A 14318-nucleotide genomic window follows, 5' to 3' on the forward strand; every position below is an offset into this window, starting at 1 on the left:
CGGGCACGAAAGGCATACTACTGCCCGGAGTGCCGTAAAAAACACGCCAGCGAGTATGTCATGCAAAAGCGTGCGGAAAAAGACCCTGCCGTGAAGGTGGGCGTTGGAAGCGGCGGAAACCAGCGTGGAAAGAAAAACCATCAATTCAAGGATGGACGGAGCCATTACCGGGAGGTCTTTGATCGGGAAAACCCCTATCAGACTTTCTGTGAAATTTGCGGCGGTTCACGGCATCTTGTGGTTCATCACATAGATGGAAACCGAAAAAACAATGCTCCTGAGAACCTTGTGAAAATATGTCGGAGCTGCCATGCGCAGGTGCATGGCCTGACAAGAAATTTTGGAGGAAAGGAATCATGACCCATGTTAATTTATATAACGCGGAGCGGTATCTCGATCCCACCGCCTATGAGGCCCTGATGAATATTGAACGGGAGGCCAAGCGTACCGCCTATAAGCCGCTGGTCTTTATCTGCTCACCCTTTGCCGGGAATATCGAGCGCAATACCAGACGGGCGCGGGATTTCTGCCGGTTTGCGGTGTCGGAGAACTGTATCCCCATCGCGCCGCACCTGCTGTTTCCTCAATTCATGGAGGAAAGCGACCCACAGCAGCGCCGCCTTGGCATCTTCTTCGGGATGGTCTTGCAGAGCAAGTGCAAGGAGGTGTGGGTGTTCGGCGGCAATATCACAAAGGGCATGGCGGTGGAGATTGAAAAGGCCCACGAGCGCGGCCTGCCTGTCCGGTACTTTACCGAGCGATGCGTGGAGGTGGTACGGAAATGAGGAAAGCACTGAATATCCCGTTGGAAGAATTTCTCCGCCCTTTCTTCGGGCCGGGCGAGCGCATCTGCCTGCGGATTTTTGACGATAGAAAAACCGGCACCTTCAAAGGGGCCAAGCTGGAAACAACCCTCTCCGGCCTGCCGGGCCTGATAGATACCCTGAAAAAGCACAACGAGAAAAACCGGGGCATCTATTTTGTGGTGAACTTCGGCGGCCATGAGGACAGCGAGATCACCCGGATCAACGCGCAGTTTATGGAGTGCGACGAGCTGCCGCTGGACGAGCAGCTTAAACAGATTGAAGCGTTCCCGCTGGAACCCTCGCTCATTGTGAAAACCCGGAAATCCCTGCATACTTACTGGCTTATCAAGGATGGGGACGTGACAGCCTTCCGCCGGGTACAAAAGCGCCTCGTGGCTCAGTTTCATGGGGACAGATCCTGCGTCAATGAAAGCCGGGTGCTTCGTCTGCCGGGCTTCTACCATTGCAAGGAGGAGCCGGTCATGGTGGAGTGTATCCATTTTCACCCGGAGCTTCGCTATACGCAGGCCGAGCTGGAACAATACCTGCCGCAGATTTCCGAGGAACCCGCCGCGCCTGCCGGGCCAGCGGCCAAAGGGACGCAGCAGGGCCTTTCTCTGGTCTTGAAACGCTGTGACTTCATCCGGCATTGCCGGGACAATGGGGCCATCCTCCCGGAACATGACTGGTACGCCATGATTACCAATCTGGCGGTTTTTGAGGGCGGCGAGCGGGCCATCCATGAACTGTCCGCCCTTTATCCGGGGTACAGGGCAGCAGAAACGCAGGAGAAAATCCAACATTTCCTGCAAAGCGGCACCAAGCCCATCACCTGCAAGGCCATTGCAGAGAAGGGCTTTGCCTGCCCGAAACAGGAAAACAGCTCCTGCTCCTGCAAATCCCCGGCAGCCCTGTGCTACCTGCCGCTGTCGCTGGACGAATTGCGGGAGGCCCTCGCCTTGGTGGCGGCGCAGAAATCCCCGGTGGAAAATATGCGGGCGGCCAAGGAGTTTGTCCGGGAGTCCTTGTATAATATCGAGCCACTGGATGCTGGGGCCTTTGTGGAGTATGAGCTGCGGGAGCATTTCCGCCTGAAAGCGGCGGATACCAAGGCGCTGTCCGCCTACCAAAAGGAGCTGCACAAGGCGTATGCCGCCAAGAAGGAAACCCGGCAGGCTGCGGAGGAAACGGCCTGCCGGAGTGGTACGAAGTGACTGAGCGCGGCGGCCTGCGGTTCCTTTCCGGCCTGCTGGCGAACCATCTGGCCGAGAATATGCACGCCTTCTATACGGCCAGCAGCTTTTTCTTCTATCAGGGAGGTGTGTACCGGGAAAGCGAGGATATGGTGGCAGCGGCCAAGGTGCGGGAGCTGATGCTCCCCAAGAGTGCGTCCATGCAGGCCATCAATGATACTGTGGGCCAGTGGAAAATGCTCATAATGAAGCCGGTTCAGGAAATCAACAGTAACCCCTTTATCCTCAACCTGCAAAACGGGCTGTATAATACCCTCGACGACAGTTTCAAGGCCCACACCCCGGAATACTTCTCCACGGTGCAGCTCAAAGCGGCCTATGCGCCGGATGCAGGCTGCCCGCTGTTTTTGCACTATCTGGAAAGTATGCTGGCCGAGGAGGAAATCTATCTCATTCAGGAGATCATGGGCTACCTGCTCCTGCCGGTAAACAAGGCGCAGAAATCCTTTGTCTTTGTAGGTGCGCCCAACGCAGGCAAAAGCACCCTGCTCAATGTGGTGCAGGAGATTTTGCTGGGCAGCGAGAATGTGTCCAACATCCCATGGCAGAACCTCGGCGACCGCTTCAACCGGGCCGAGCTGTTCGGCAAGCTGGCAAATATCTTTGCCGACCTGCCCTCCAAGAGCATTGACGACAACGGTATGTTCAAGGCGCTCACCGGCGAGGATTTTATTACCGCCGAGCGCAAGAACAAAGACCCGTTTTCCTTCCGGCCCTATGCCCGGTTCCTGTTTTCCTGCAATGAGATCCCCCGCAACTATGGGGATCGCTCTGAGGGCTTTTACCGCAGGCTCCTCATTATCCGGTTTGAGAAATCCGTTCCCAAGGCCAAGCGCGACCCCAATCTGGCGGAAAAGCTGGCCGCCGAGCGGGACGGTATCCTCATGTGGGCGCTTACCGGCCTGAAACGCCTGATCGCCTCCGGCTATGTGTTCAGCGAAACCGAGCGGACACGGGCCGAGCTGGAAAAATACCGGATCGAATCAAATAGCGTTTTGTCTTTCGCTAAATTGTACTGCGTGGCAGAGGAAGAAGGCGTGACGGTACGGGACGACCTGTTCCTCCGCTACAAGGAGTATTGCGGCAATGCGGGTATGAAGCCGGTGTCACAGACTATCAGATGCTGGAATACACGCAGATGCGGCTGGCACAGTACGCACAGCCTCGTGTTTCCTATGTTCTCTCTGCAATGGACTTGTCGGCCCTGACCGGGTACGAACATGAGGCATGGGCGCTGGGCGATATTGTAACGGTGGACGATAAAGACCTCAATCTATCGGTAAAAACCCGCGTGGTGCGCCGTCAGTACAATTTGCAGGAGCCGTGGAAAACTGTGCTGGAACTTTCCACTACCCTTCGGGAGCTGGGGGATTCCTCCGCACAATGGGATAAGGCCGCTGATGTGCTGGCCTCCACCGATGTGATTGACCGGCAGGAAGTTAAGGACTTGGTTCCCTTCAACCACCTGCGCAATTCCCGCGCCGACAGCGGCATGAATTACTGGACGAACTCCGGCTTTGAGGTAGATGCGGAAAACGGCGTTTCCGGTACGGCCTCCTTCAAGGCGGAGGGCGTTTTGGGAATGACAAAAAGCCTGACACAGACGGTCTACCCGGCCAGCCGCCGGAGCTATACCTTTTCAGCGCAGATTGCCTCGGAGGATTTGCAGAAAGGCCCCAGCGGGCAGGTCGGTATTGAAGTAACCTTTGAATATGAGGACGGTTCCACGGAAACGCGGTTCATCGACCTCTTTTAATCTCTTTTAATATAGAAGGGAGCGGCCTATGGCTTCTTTTTCGCAAACTGCCACCGACCTGTCCCCTAAGGGGTACGGGCGGCTGCGTTCCATCACCATCCGGCTTTGTGTTACGGATTGCACCGGCAAGGTATATTTCACCGACATTATGGTGCAGGGCGGCTCTATTGCTACTGGCTGGGTGGGCCATCCCAGCGAAATCCAGTGGACGCTGGACGGCTAAGGAGGCAGATATGGCGGCGGAATTTACTCGATTTTCAGAAACGATTTTGACAAAGCAGGCTCAACGGGTGGTAAGCATTACCGTGAAGCCGATGATTTCTGATTGTACTGGCCGGATTTATTTCACCGACCTGATGGTTCAGGAAGGCGACAGGCTCACAGGCTATGTGATAAATACAGAAACGATTCTGCAAAAGTACCGGGAGGATGGCTCCATTGTTCCGCCACGTTTCTACAACGGCGTGGTACGCTCGGGGGAAACGGTAGTGCTATTCAACCTCGGTTCCGATACGGCGGGGCTGGACTGCTATCTCTACCCGGTGCAGGACATGGCGGCGGGCAGCATTTCTGTGGCCTTGGGCGCGGGCGCACACAAGGCGGCTTTCCCTGCTGCGGTAAGCGCCGGGGATGAGCTGACCCTTCTGGCTTCTTCCCGGAAATGCCTGCTCAATGGAAGCCCCACGGAAAAGCGCGGCTTCTTTCAGTACACGGCTGCCGGGGACAGCAAGCATCCAGTGACATTAGAGGAGCATAAATCCGCTCGGTTGCTGTTTGAATTTCAGGAAATGCAGGAAGGCGGTGATCGGTTTTGAGCCGGGACTATCTAAAAGGAAGGCGATGCATGGTCTGGTCGTTCATGCAGAACGCCCGGATGTATGAGGCCCTGCGGGACTATGGCGACCGGCTGGATACGGTGGGAATTTTCACCTTCGAGGTAGACGCTACCGGCACCCTTTCGGAAACTGGCACCAGCATTTCTTCCATGATGACTTACATCAACAAGTGGCCGCATATTCACTGGATGCTGACTGTGATGAATCACGGCACTGCCAGTATTTTCACGGCCCTGCGCAATAACACAAATGGGGCCAAAGATAAGTTTTTAACCGAGCTGGTGCGCATTATGGAGAAATACCCGTGGTGCGCCGGGGTGGATATTGATCTGGAGCGCGGCGGCGGGTATGAAAACCGGGAGGCAGCAAATGCCTTATTTCAGGCTATTTACCAGACGGTCAAAACCTATGATTCCTCCAAACTCGTCAACATCTGCCTGCCCGGTATGACCGGCGTTCAGGGCAGTGTGGGCGGTGAAAACTGGTGCGTTTATGCTGACCTCAACCCGTACTGTGACACGGCCTCCATTATGTCTTATGGCATGGCGTGGGCAGGCAGCGCCCCCGGCCCGGTATCCCCCCGGAGCTGGTTGGAGGGCATCTATGATTACGCGGTTACAGCCATGGCCCCGGAGAAGATTTTCATGGGTCTGCCAGGATATGGCTGGAACTGGCAGATATACGACACTCCGGAGAACCTTGGTGAAACCTACCGGGGTGTTTCCAACACCTACTATGCCGCCAAGCTCTGGATGACCGGGGGCTATAACTTCACCGGTGACGCGCCGCCCCAGCCCATGATCCCCATTGTGGCCTATTGGGACGATGTGGATATGGTGCCGTGGGCGCTTCCGCAGGTATATGATTACATGGAAGGATGGGATGCGGCCTCGGTGGTTTCGCCCCTGCAGCAGGAAGTCTATAACCGCAGGCGGTATCTGACCTGTTACGGGAAAGAGCAAAAGACTTCCTTCGGGACGATCTACATTGACCGTGGCGGAGGCACCCCGGATTCCTATACCGGGATCGCCAGCATTTCCGACTATATGACAGTGCTGGGGGAAGGCGCGACAGCAACCTTCAACTTTACGATTGAGCAAGCAGGCACCTATGACATTGCGGTGCGGCTTGCTTTTCCTTTTTGGGATAAAAACGCGCTGAATGTGTCGGTGGATGGAAGCTCCAAGACCTTTTCAGAAAGCCGCCTGTGGTGGCCGTATTGGCGGCGCACCTGCTGGCTTTCTTTTGCTTCCGGCAGGAGCCTTTCCGCAGGCAATCATACGCTGGTAATCAGCGGCGGCGTTCCCGGCGTTCAGTTTTACGGTTTCCGGGTATGCAGCAGCTTTTCCGAGGAACCGTCTGCCGGAGAGGCGACCTTCACCCTCTCACCCCGGCAGTTTCTGGATGTGAACGGCCAGCCCGCCACCCCGGACAAAGGCTTTAAGCTCACCTGTGAAATGCTCCGGCGAAAACCGGACTCGGCGTTGGTTTGGTATGAGGACTTCCGGGATGATACTCCTCTGCCGGACAGCTATTGGACAACGCTTTCCGGGGAATGGTCTGTGTGGCGGGAAAGCTACACCACCGAGAACCGGCCCTATTCCTTGCTGGAAGGCTCCGGCAGGCTGGCGTGGAAGTATGAGGGGTTCTCCGACCTGCATATCCGGGCGCGGGTGGGTTTCCCGCAGAATGGCGGCGGACGGGCCGGGGTATTCCTTGGAAACCTGTTCTGCTGTTTAAACTACGATACCCAGCGGGTGGAGCTATACCAAGGCTCCTCGCTTTTGGGGAGCTATGCCACCAGCTTTTCCAAGACCCCGGATGCGCAGCTCCACAGCGATCCGACCGTCTATACCATTGAGATGCGAAAGCGCGGAAATAGAGTCCGGGTGTATTCCGGTTCCAGCTACACTCTGCGATTTACCGCAACGGTGAGCGCCACCTCCGGCTATGCGGGCATACAGGCGGACAATGAGATTGTCTGCGACCTGCTGCGGGCCGGGGATGCTTGGGCTTATGAACCTTATGAGTGTTTTGACGTGGTGTATCCGGGCGGGGTGCGCACCAGCTTCGGGCGGATTGCCCGCTCCGGCGTGACGTGGGACGAGGAATTTCAGATTTTCTCGGTGAACAGCGACGTGGATGAAGGCTCCACCCGCAGCGAGGATATTTCCCTCGACTATGATTTCTTTCATTCCCACCTGCTGGAAATCTCCTGCGGGAATGACTACACAGCCAAGGTGATCCCACGGGATATAAACGTCTGGACTGCCCGGCTGTTCTTGGGCGATGCAGATGGTTTTTCCATTCTGTACTATCAGGACGTGGATTCGCTGGTATATTGGGCCAACGAGGCTGCTTACCGGTGGGGCCTGCGCGGCATTGCAATCTGGTCTTTAGGACAGGAGGATATGCGGCTGTGGGAGGTCATGCCGAAGCAAATATAAAACCGAACGGGCGCTTTGCCGCATGGGCAGACGTCCGTTCCCATGTAAAGGAGGATTTTTTATGAAGACTGTATGGAATTGGATTCAGGTGGCGCTTGCCGCTATCGGCGGCGGGCTGGGCGGGTTCTTCGGAGAGATGGACGGTTTCTTTTATGCGCTCATTGCCTTTGTGGTGATCGACTACCTTACCGGGGTGATGTGCGCCATCATCGACAAGACCCTTTCCAGCAATGTGGGCTTTAAGGGGATTTTCCGCAAGGTGCTGATTTTCGTCATGGTCGGCATCGGCCATGTGATCGACACGCAGCTTATCGGGAGCGGTGATGCGCTGCGTACTGCGGTGATTTTCTTCTACATTTCCAACGAAGGCGTGAGCCTGCTGGAAAATGCGGGCCACATCGGCCTGCCCATCCCGGAGAAGCTCAAAGAGGTACTGGCGCAGCTCCATAACCGCACCGAGGACGACAAGGACACGGAGGGCAAGGAATGAAGATCTCCGTAAAACTGACCCGCGCCGAGAATACCGCCCTCCTTGGCGCGGGGCCTGTGGAGCTGGATTTGGAGGAATACCTCTGCGGGGTGGTGCCTTCCGAGATTTATGAAAGCTCCCACATGGAGGCGCTCAAAGCGCAGGCTGTAGCCGCCCGCACCTTCGCGGTCAGGCGGGCCATGGCGGGGACGGTGGTAGACGACACCACCAGCTTTCAGGCATACCGCGCCCCTCTGGCAGAGTCCAGCCCCCGCAGCAGGCAGGCCGTGGAGGAAACCGCCGGGCAGGTGCTTACCTATGGCGGCGAAGTCATTGACTGCTTTTATTCGGCCTCAAACGGCGGCACCTGCAAACGCAGCGGAGAGGTTTGGAGCCGGGACTATCCCTACTATGTGAACAAGCCTGATCCGTGGGACACGGCGGCCCGCACAGAAAAACCCACCAATCCCAGCCATGGCGTGGGGCTTTCCCAAGTGGGCTGTATGTGGGCCGCAAAACAGGGTGTCCCTTACAACGAGATACTGGCCTTTTATTACAGCGGCGCTGCTTTGGTGCATGAATACGGCACCGGCAGCGTCGTTGGCTTTGAAGAAGAAACAGGAGGTTTCGCTATGAATCTGCATACACTGATTTTCACGAACAACGCCTGCTACAAGGCAGGCCGCAAGATTACCCCCAAGGGCATTATGGTGCATAGCACAGGGGCCAACAACCCGTGGCTGAAACGCTATGTCGGCCCGGATGATGGGCTGCTGGGAAAGAACCAGTACAACAATCACTGGAACCAGCCCATGGATCGAGAGGTCTGCGTTCACGCTTTTATTGGCAAGCTGGCGGATGGGACGATTGCCACTTACCAGACGCTTCCTTGGGACCACCGGGGCTGGCATTGCGGCTCCGGTTCCAAGGGCTCCGGCAATAATACCCACATCTCTTTTGAAATTTGCGAGGATGGCCTGACAGACTCCGCCTATTTCAACAAGGTTTACAATGAGGCGGTGGAGCTTTGCGCTTACCTCTGCAAGCAGTACGGCCTGACCGAGAAAAATATCATCTGCCACAGCGAGGGCCATGCGCAGGGCATTGCCTCCAATCACGGGGATGTCATGCACTGGTTCCCGAAGCATGGGAAGAACATGGACACATTCCGCGCAGCGGTGAAAGCCAAGCTGGCTGGTTCTTCTTCCGGCAATACCGGAGGCTCTGCGGGCAACGGCACCCTCTACCGGGTGAGAAAGTCTTGGAGCGATGCTTCCTCCCAGCTCGGAGCCTTTGCGGTTTTGGATAATGCCAAAGAGCTGGCGGACAAGAATCCCGGCTATGCGGTCTTTGACGAAGCTGGGAAGAAGGTTTATCCCTCCGCCTCTGGCAGCACCGGCAGCGGTACCCTTTACCGGGTGCGCAAAAGCTGGGCGGATGCAGCTTCTCAGAAGGGCGCTTTCAATGTGCTGGACAATGCCAAACGCTGTGCCGACGAAAATCCCGGTTACTCTGTTTTTGACGAGGCGGGAAAGGTTGTATATGCGGGCAGCGCAGCCGCTTCTACTTACACGGTGCAGAAGGGCGACAGCTTGTGGGCCATTGCAGAAAAGCGCCTCGGAAACGGCACCCGGTACAATGAGATCAAGAAACTGAACGGCCTGACCTCCGACGTAATTTATGCGGGGCAGGTCTTGAAACTTCCCAACAGGTAAGCATGGTGGGCGGCCCTCCGGGGCCGCTCTTTTCTTTCAGAAGGAGGCGATCCCATGACAGACGCACAAAAAGAGCAGGTGCGCTATCTGCGCTGCGAAGGGCTCGGTTATGGAGCGATTGCCACCCGGTTAGGTATTTCCGAGAATACGGTCAAGAGCTTTTGCCGCCGCAACAACCTCACCGGAGTGGCTTCCAAAGAGCCGGTGGTGGTATGCCGGAACTGCGGCAGGCCGCTTCCTCAATACCCCAAGAGAAAACAGAGAAAATTTTGCTCCGAGGCTTGCCGCCGCGCATGGTGGAAGCTGCACCCGGAGCTTATCCATAAAGCCGCCTTCTATCCGGCTACCTGCGCCCATTGCGGGCAGGAATTTCAGAGCTATGGGAACCGGAAACGGAAGTATTGTTCCCACGCCTGCTACATAGCGGCGCGGTTCCAGAAAGGAGGCACCCATGACAAAGGAACAGTTTGACCGGGAGAAAAAATATCAGGCGGCCCTCGCGGTGGCCCGTGAAATGCTGCAAAAAGGCATCATAAACGAGGCGGATTTTCTGCGCATTGAGGCCAGACTGGCGGCAAAATTCCGGCCTGTTTTGGGCGGTATTTTCTGCTGAAAAGCCTTTCTTTTCAGGGTGGCTTCCTATAACATCAGTGTCCTGAAAGGAGGGCGTATTTATGGAACGCATTATTCAAAAAGTTACCCCGCCCGCGCGGAAAAAAGCGCCAAAGCTAAAGCGCGTGGCAGCCTATGCGCGGGTATCCAGCGGCAGAGAAGCTCCGCTTCATTCCCTCTCCGCGCAGATCAGCCAGTACAGCGGCATGATCCAGAAAACGCCCGGCTGGCAGTACGCAGGTGTGTATGCCGACGAGGCGCTGACCGGCACGAAAGACAGCCGTGGCGAATTTCAGCGGCTTCTGGCCGATTGCAGGGCCGGAAAAATCGACATGATAATTACAAAGTCGGTTTCCCGTTTTGCCCGCAATACTGTGACAACGCTTCGCACAATCCGGGAGCTTCGGCTCATGGGGGTGGACGTTTTCTTTGAAGAACAGAATATCCACACCATGGGCGAGGATGGCGAGCTTCTGCTTACCCTCCTCGCTGCTTATGCAGAGGAGGAGGCCCGCTCGGTATCTGAAAACCAGAAGTGGCGTATCAAATCCAACTATGAGCAGGGCTTGCCTTGGAGCATCACCATGTATGGTTACAGGCAGGTCAACGGGCGGCTGGAAGTCGTGCCGGAAGAAGCCGAGATCATACGGCTGGCCGCCGACCTCTATCTGGAAGGTTACGGGCGGTATAAGCTGGAAGATGCCTTTGCCGCCGTGAATATCAAAGGCAGGCATGGTGCCAACATGGGAGGGAACTCCATTGTTGACCTGATTTGTAACGAGAAAATCGTCGGGGATATGCTGCTGCAAAAGACTTTTGTGGTAGACCCCATCACAAAAGAGGTTCGCAAGAACAACGGCGAAAAACCGCAGTATTTTGTAGAGGGCAGCCATGAAGGGATTCTTGACCGGGAAACCTATGAGAAGGTTCTGGCGGAACGCGCCCGCCGGGCTGCCGCCTATAAACCGCGCTCCGGGAGTTATGAGCGAAACCACTTTCCATTCAGCGGGAAGATACATTGCGGGAAATGCGGAAAATCTTTCACCCGGAAGGTTCTCAATGGCAACACCCCCTATGAAAAGCGGGGCTGGCTATGCCGCACCTTCAACCAGAAAGGCAAGGCGCACTGCGATGCCAAGCAGATTCCGGAGGAAATTTTGAAACGGGTGAGCGCCGAGGCCATGGGCCTGCCGGAATTTGACGAGGCGGCTTTTGCAGCCAAGGTGGAAGAAATTCAGGTGCCGGAGAATGGCGTGCTGGTCTTTGTTTTCTATGACGGGCATACCGTAACAAAGACTTGGGATAACCCTTCCCGCCGCCATAGCTGGAACCCGGAGAACCGCCAGCGGGCGCGTGAATTGGCGCTCCGGCAGGCCGCAGAAAGGAGGCTTGCCAAATGCCAGCAGTAACAGCGGCGCGGGTAACGGTTATCCCCGCAAAGAAAGACCGGCTTCCCATCAATGTACTGAGCAACGAGGCCCGCAAGCTGCGGGTGGCAGCCTATGCCCGTGTATCCACCAACAATGAGGAGCAGCTTACCAGCTATGAGGCGCAGGTGGACTATTATACCCGGTACATTCAATCTAAGGACGAGTGGCAGTTTGTAGAGGTTTATACCGACGAGGGCATTTCTGCCACCAACACCAAAAAGCGCGACGGCTTCAACCGCATGGTGGCTGATGCGCTGGCGGGTAAGATCGACCTTATTATCACGAAGTCTATCAGCCGGTTCGCCCGCAATACGGTGGATACCTTAACCACAGTGCGCAAGCTCAAAGAAAAGGGCATTGAAGTTTTCTTTGAAAAAGAGAATATCCGTACCTTGGACGGAAAAGGCGAGCTGCTTATTACCATCATGTCCTCGCTGGCGCAAGAAGAAAGCCGCTCCATTTCTGAGAACGTCACATGGGGCCAGCGCAAGCGTTTTGCAGACGGAAAGGTAAGCCTTCCTTACCGGCGCTTCCTCGGCTATGAAAAAGGCCCGGACGGGCTGCCGGTCATTGTGGAATCTGAGGCGGTGATTATCCGGCTGATTTACCGCCTGTTCCTCTATGGTAAATCCCCCTCGGCCATCGCCACCTACCTCACCGACGAGGGTATTCCCACGCCGGGCGGCAAAAAGGTGTGGCGGGCCAAGGTGGTGGAGAGCATCCTCACCAACGAAAAGTACAAGGGCGACGCGCTCTTGCAGAAGAAATTCACGGTGGATTTCCTCACCAAAAAGCAAAAGGTCAACGAGGGCGAAGTGCCGCAGTATTATGTGACGAACAGCCATCCGGCCATTATCGAACCGGAGCTTTTCGACCTCGTACAATACGAGCTGAAAACCCGCAAGACGGATGGGCGTTTTACAAGCTGCCTGCATCCATTTTCCGGGCGCATTATCTGCGGCGAGTGTGGCGGCATTTATGGCAGCAAGGTCTGGCACTCCAACACGGAAAACCGGAGCCTTGTATGGCAGTGTAACGAAAAATACCGGGGTCAGCATTGCTCCACGCCCCATCTTACAGAGGATGAAATCAAAGCCGCATTTCTGGCCGCCTTCAATATCGTGCTGGGGAACCGGGACGAGATTATAGAGGCATACGAGGAAGTGATCGCGGCACTGACCGATACGGCAGACTTGGATGCAGAACAGGAAACCTTGGAAAATGAAAGCGAGGTTGTACTGGGGCTTATTCAGAAAATCATTTCTGAAAATGCGCAGACCGCCATGGATCAGGAAGAATACAACCGCCGGTATGATGCTTACTCTGAGCGGTTTGAAGCCGCCCGGAAACGGCTGGCGGAAATCGCAGAGCTTCGGCAGGAACGCAATGCCAAAAAGACAAGAATCCGGCTGTTCATGGAAAACATGAACAACCATCAGGAACTGGTGCAATCCTTTGACGAGGAGCTTTGGTATTCCACGGTGGACTATGTGACGGTTTACGAAGATAAAAGGCTGGTGTTCACCTTCCGCGATGGGCGGCAGATCGAAATCACGGCAGAATTATGGAGGGCAGCATAATGGAGAAGGAAGCAAGGAAAACAATGCGGGTGGCGGTCTATTGCCGCCTCGCCCGCGCGGATCAAAACGATACCTTGTTAGAGGTGCAGAAGGAACGGCTGCGCGTATATGCCAAAGAGCGCGGCTATGATATTGTGGCGGAAATAGCCGAGATCGGCAGCGGCCTTTCCCTGAACCGCCCCGGTATCCGGGAAATGGCCGGGCTGGCCCACCGCCACATGATAGACGCGGTTTTAGTCAGCGATATTTCCCGCCTTTGCCGGGATTGCGGACAGACGCTGCGGTTAGAAGGAAAGCTCAAAAAGCAAGGGGTTTCCATTGAGAGCATGAAGGGCAACCCGCTCCCGGAATACCGGAGGGCCAGAATTGCGCTGGGCTGTATAATGAAATAAGGCAAAGAGAAAACCGCAGGTTCCGGCCTGCGGTCTTTTTCTTTGCCCTCTACTGTAAGGTGCTTATAAATTCAAGCAGCAGGGCTTTTTGCTTCTCGGTGAGTGTACTCCATTTTGCAAAAAGCTCGCGCTGTTCATCCGTTATTTCCACAGCTTCTCCGCCTTCCGCGAAAAACTGTGCTAAGGTTATTCCAAACGCACGACAAATCACTTCCAGCGTGGGAAGCGTCGGCGCATTATTCCTTTTGAAAACATTGGTTATTGTGGAGTGAGATAGGTTTGCCTCTTTTGCCAGCCTGTAATCCGTCCAGCCGCGCTCCTCCATGAGCTGCTTGATCCGCTTCTGTGCGTCCATTCCATCACCTGCCCATCTGTATCTATTCTAATTCCCAAATGGGTGGTATAATAGTCACAATCAGTGGCTACCATATTTCCCAAGTGGGGCATAGAGTAGTTTATATCATGGGCCGAACATGGAGATACTACTCATACAGACAGGAGGCTTTACATTGCAAGAGAATAAAAAAGATTTCTTCGCCATGCTGGCGGAGCGGGATCATACGACCGTGGAAAAGGTCAAAGAGAAAATCTCAAAGCGGATATGGAAGGGTCTGCATGACCCTGATCCGGAGCGCCGGGCGCAATGGGAACGGATACCATGCGCCGGGGATGTGCCTACCCCGGAGGAATGGCTGCGCTATTCTGTGGAACGGCTGAGAGAAGATGGCCGAGAGGATTTACTGCGGCACTACCTCATAGATTAGGGTGTGCATTTCAAAGGCGAAGAAATACAAGATATAGATATGCAGGCAGAAAAATAGCGGGAATAAACACCTCATGTTGTGTTTTCCCGCTTTTTATTTCCGCCGTACTGTATGAAATGTTGTCCCTTTAGACATTATTATGTTGAATATGGGAGATTTCCCGAGCGGCCAAAGGGGGCAGACTGTAAATCTGTTGCTTTTCAGCTTCGATGGTTCGAATCCATCATCTCCCACCAAATAAGAGCAATTCGCTTTTGC

General features: G+C 55.2%; 15 protein-coding genes, 1 tRNA gene and 3 pseudogenes. 18 read left to right on the forward strand and 1 reads right to left on the reverse strand.

Annotation, left to right across the window (positions count from 1 at the left end):
• Nucleotides 1-60: 60 nt before the first annotated feature.
• The 16 genes and pseudogenes from H6A12_RS13760 (at nt 61) to H6A12_RS02250 (ending at nt 13296) form a co-directional block, all read left to right on the forward strand.
• On the forward strand, nt 61-360 hold the full coding sequence (locus H6A12_RS13760; protein WP_204444303.1) for an HNH endonuclease signature motif containing protein: 300 nt from the start codon (nt 61-63) through the stop codon (nt 358-360).
• Entirely contained in the window at nt 357-785 is a 429-nt protein-coding gene (locus H6A12_RS02190; protein WP_178354373.1) for a DUF4406 domain-containing protein, read from the forward strand. Before H6A12_RS13760 ends, H6A12_RS02190 begins: the two co-directional genes overlap by 4 nt.
• The gene (locus H6A12_RS13365) at nt 782-2020 is read left to right on the forward strand and encodes a DNA-primase RepB domain-containing protein (RefSeq protein WP_243415256.1); all 1239 of its coding nucleotides are present in this window, start codon (nt 782-784) and stop codon (nt 2018-2020) included. Before H6A12_RS02190 ends, H6A12_RS13365 begins: the two co-directional genes overlap by 4 nt.
• A 224-nt stretch (nt 2021-2244) precedes the next feature.
• A complete protein-coding gene (locus tag H6A12_RS13370; RefSeq protein WP_243415265.1) occupies nt 2245-3267 on the forward strand; it encodes a DNA primase family protein in 1023 nt (340 codons plus the stop codon).
• Nucleotides 3174-3815, forward strand: a pseudogene (locus tag H6A12_RS02200) (phage tail spike protein); the annotation flags it as partial. The gene H6A12_RS13370 and the pseudogene H6A12_RS02200, both read left to right, overlap by 94 nt.
• Before the next feature lie 28 nt (nt 3816-3843).
• Nucleotides 3844-4038, forward strand: a complete 195-nt coding sequence (locus tag H6A12_RS02205; protein ID WP_204444305.1) for a hypothetical protein — start codon at nt 3844-3846, stop codon at nt 4036-4038.
• A 10-nt stretch (nt 4039-4048) separates the two neighbouring features.
• A complete protein-coding gene (locus H6A12_RS02210; RefSeq protein ID WP_204444307.1) occupies nt 4049-4630 on the forward strand; it encodes a hypothetical protein in 582 nt (193 codons plus the stop codon).
• Nucleotides 4631-4659: 29 nt separating this feature from the next.
• Nucleotides 4660-7098 (forward strand): glycosyl hydrolase family 18 protein, encoded by a 2439-nt coding sequence (locus tag H6A12_RS02215; protein WP_243415257.1) that lies wholly within the window; start codon nt 4660-4662, stop codon nt 7096-7098.
• 61 nt (nt 7099-7159) lie between these two features.
• Nucleotides 7160-7588: a phage holin family protein gene (locus tag H6A12_RS02220; RefSeq protein WP_204444309.1), complete on the forward strand. Its 429-nt coding sequence runs from the start codon at nt 7160-7162 to the stop codon at nt 7586-7588.
• A pseudogene (locus H6A12_RS13660) lies at nt 7585-8010 on the forward strand (SpoIID/LytB domain-containing protein); the annotation flags it as partial. The gene H6A12_RS02220 and the pseudogene H6A12_RS13660, both read left to right, overlap by 4 nt.
• Before the next feature lie 189 nt (nt 8011-8199).
• Nucleotides 8200-8764, forward strand: a pseudogene (locus H6A12_RS13765) (peptidoglycan recognition protein family protein); the annotation flags it as partial.
• A 572-nt stretch (nt 8765-9336) separates the two neighbouring features.
• On the forward strand, nt 9337-9753 hold the full coding sequence (locus H6A12_RS02230) for a helix-turn-helix transcriptional regulator (protein WP_204444313.1): 417 nt from the start codon (nt 9337-9339) through the stop codon (nt 9751-9753).
• Nucleotides 9734-9895 (forward strand): SHOCT domain-containing protein, encoded by a 162-nt coding sequence (locus tag H6A12_RS02235; protein WP_178097225.1) that lies wholly within the window; start codon nt 9734-9736, stop codon nt 9893-9895. The genes H6A12_RS02230 and H6A12_RS02235 overlap by 20 nt, the downstream gene beginning before the upstream one ends.
• A 61-nt stretch (nt 9896-9956) precedes the next feature.
• Nucleotides 9957-11303, forward strand: a complete 1347-nt coding sequence (locus H6A12_RS02240) for a recombinase family protein (protein ID WP_204444315.1) — start codon at nt 9957-9959, stop codon at nt 11301-11303.
• Nucleotides 11291-12904 carry a recombinase family protein gene (locus tag H6A12_RS02245; protein WP_204444317.1) on the forward strand — a complete coding sequence of 538 codons (1614 nt, stop codon included), beginning with the start codon at nt 11291-11293 and terminating at the stop codon, nt 12902-12904. Before H6A12_RS02240 ends, H6A12_RS02245 begins: the two co-directional genes overlap by 13 nt.
• Nucleotides 12904-13296, forward strand: a complete 393-nt coding sequence (locus H6A12_RS02250; protein ID WP_204444319.1) for a recombinase family protein — start codon at nt 12904-12906, stop codon at nt 13294-13296. Before H6A12_RS02245 ends, H6A12_RS02250 begins: the two co-directional genes overlap by 1 nt.
• Nucleotides 13297-13345: 49 nt before the next feature.
• On the opposite strand, the gene H6A12_RS02255 is transcribed toward H6A12_RS02250, so the two are convergent.
• Nucleotides 13346-13651: a helix-turn-helix domain-containing protein gene (locus H6A12_RS02255; RefSeq protein WP_178097222.1), complete on the reverse strand. Its 306-nt coding sequence runs from the start codon at nt 13649-13651 to the stop codon at nt 13346-13348.
• 154 nt (nt 13652-13805) lie between these two features.
• On the opposite strand from H6A12_RS02255, the gene H6A12_RS02260 reads away from it, so the two are divergent.
• Nucleotides 13806-14060 carry a hypothetical protein gene (locus tag H6A12_RS02260; RefSeq protein ID WP_243254890.1) on the forward strand — a complete coding sequence of 85 codons (255 nt, stop codon included), beginning with the start codon at nt 13806-13808 and terminating at the stop codon, nt 14058-14060.
• Nucleotides 14061-14210: 150 nt separating this feature from the next.
• Nucleotides 14211-14296, forward strand: a tRNA-Tyr gene (locus H6A12_RS02265).
• Nucleotides 14297-14318: the final 22 nt, after the last annotated feature.

The sequence above is a fragment of the Merdimmobilis hominis genome (assembly GCF_016901855.1).
GTDB lineage: Bacteria > Bacillota > Clostridia > Oscillospirales > Ruminococcaceae > Paludihabitans.

Excerpts from the sequence above, each read along its gene's own strand:
- H6A12_RS13760 (WP_204444303.1), top strand. The coding sequence starts at position 61 with ATGCAAAAGCGTGCGGAAAAAGACCCTGCCGTGAAGGTGGGCGTTGGA.
- H6A12_RS02190 (WP_178354373.1), top strand. The coding sequence starts at position 357 with ATGACCCATGTTAATTTATATAACGCGGAGCGGTATCTCGATCCCACC.
- H6A12_RS13365 (WP_243415256.1), top strand. The coding sequence starts at position 782 with ATGAGGAAAGCACTGAATATCCCGTTGGAAGAATTTCTCCGCCCTTTC.
- H6A12_RS13370 (WP_243415265.1), top strand. The coding sequence starts at position 2,245 with ATGAAGCCGGTTCAGGAAATCAACAGTAACCCCTTTATCCTCAACCTG.
- H6A12_RS02205 (WP_204444305.1), top strand. The coding sequence starts at position 3,844 with ATGGCTTCTTTTTCGCAAACTGCCACCGACCTGTCCCCTAAGGGGTAC.
- H6A12_RS02210 (WP_204444307.1), top strand. The coding sequence starts at position 4,049 with ATGGCGGCGGAATTTACTCGATTTTCAGAAACGATTTTGACAAAGCAG.
- H6A12_RS02215 (WP_243415257.1), top strand. The coding sequence starts at position 4,660 with ATGGTCTGGTCGTTCATGCAGAACGCCCGGATGTATGAGGCCCTGCGG.
- H6A12_RS02220 (WP_204444309.1), top strand. The coding sequence starts at position 7,160 with ATGAAGACTGTATGGAATTGGATTCAGGTGGCGCTTGCCGCTATCGGC.
- H6A12_RS02230 (WP_204444313.1), top strand. The coding sequence starts at position 9,337 with ATGACAGACGCACAAAAAGAGCAGGTGCGCTATCTGCGCTGCGAAGGG.
- H6A12_RS02235 (WP_178097225.1), top strand. The coding sequence starts at position 9,734 with ATGACAAAGGAACAGTTTGACCGGGAGAAAAAATATCAGGCGGCCCTC.
- H6A12_RS02240 (WP_204444315.1), top strand. The coding sequence starts at position 9,957 with ATGGAACGCATTATTCAAAAAGTTACCCCGCCCGCGCGGAAAAAAGCG.
- H6A12_RS02245 (WP_204444317.1), top strand. The coding sequence starts at position 11,291 with ATGCCAGCAGTAACAGCGGCGCGGGTAACGGTTATCCCCGCAAAGAAA.
- H6A12_RS02250 (WP_204444319.1), top strand. The coding sequence starts at position 12,904 with ATGGAGAAGGAAGCAAGGAAAACAATGCGGGTGGCGGTCTATTGCCGC.
- H6A12_RS02255 (WP_178097222.1), bottom strand. The coding sequence starts at position 13,651 with ATGGACGCACAGAAGCGGATCAAGCAGCTCATGGAGGAGCGCGGCTGG.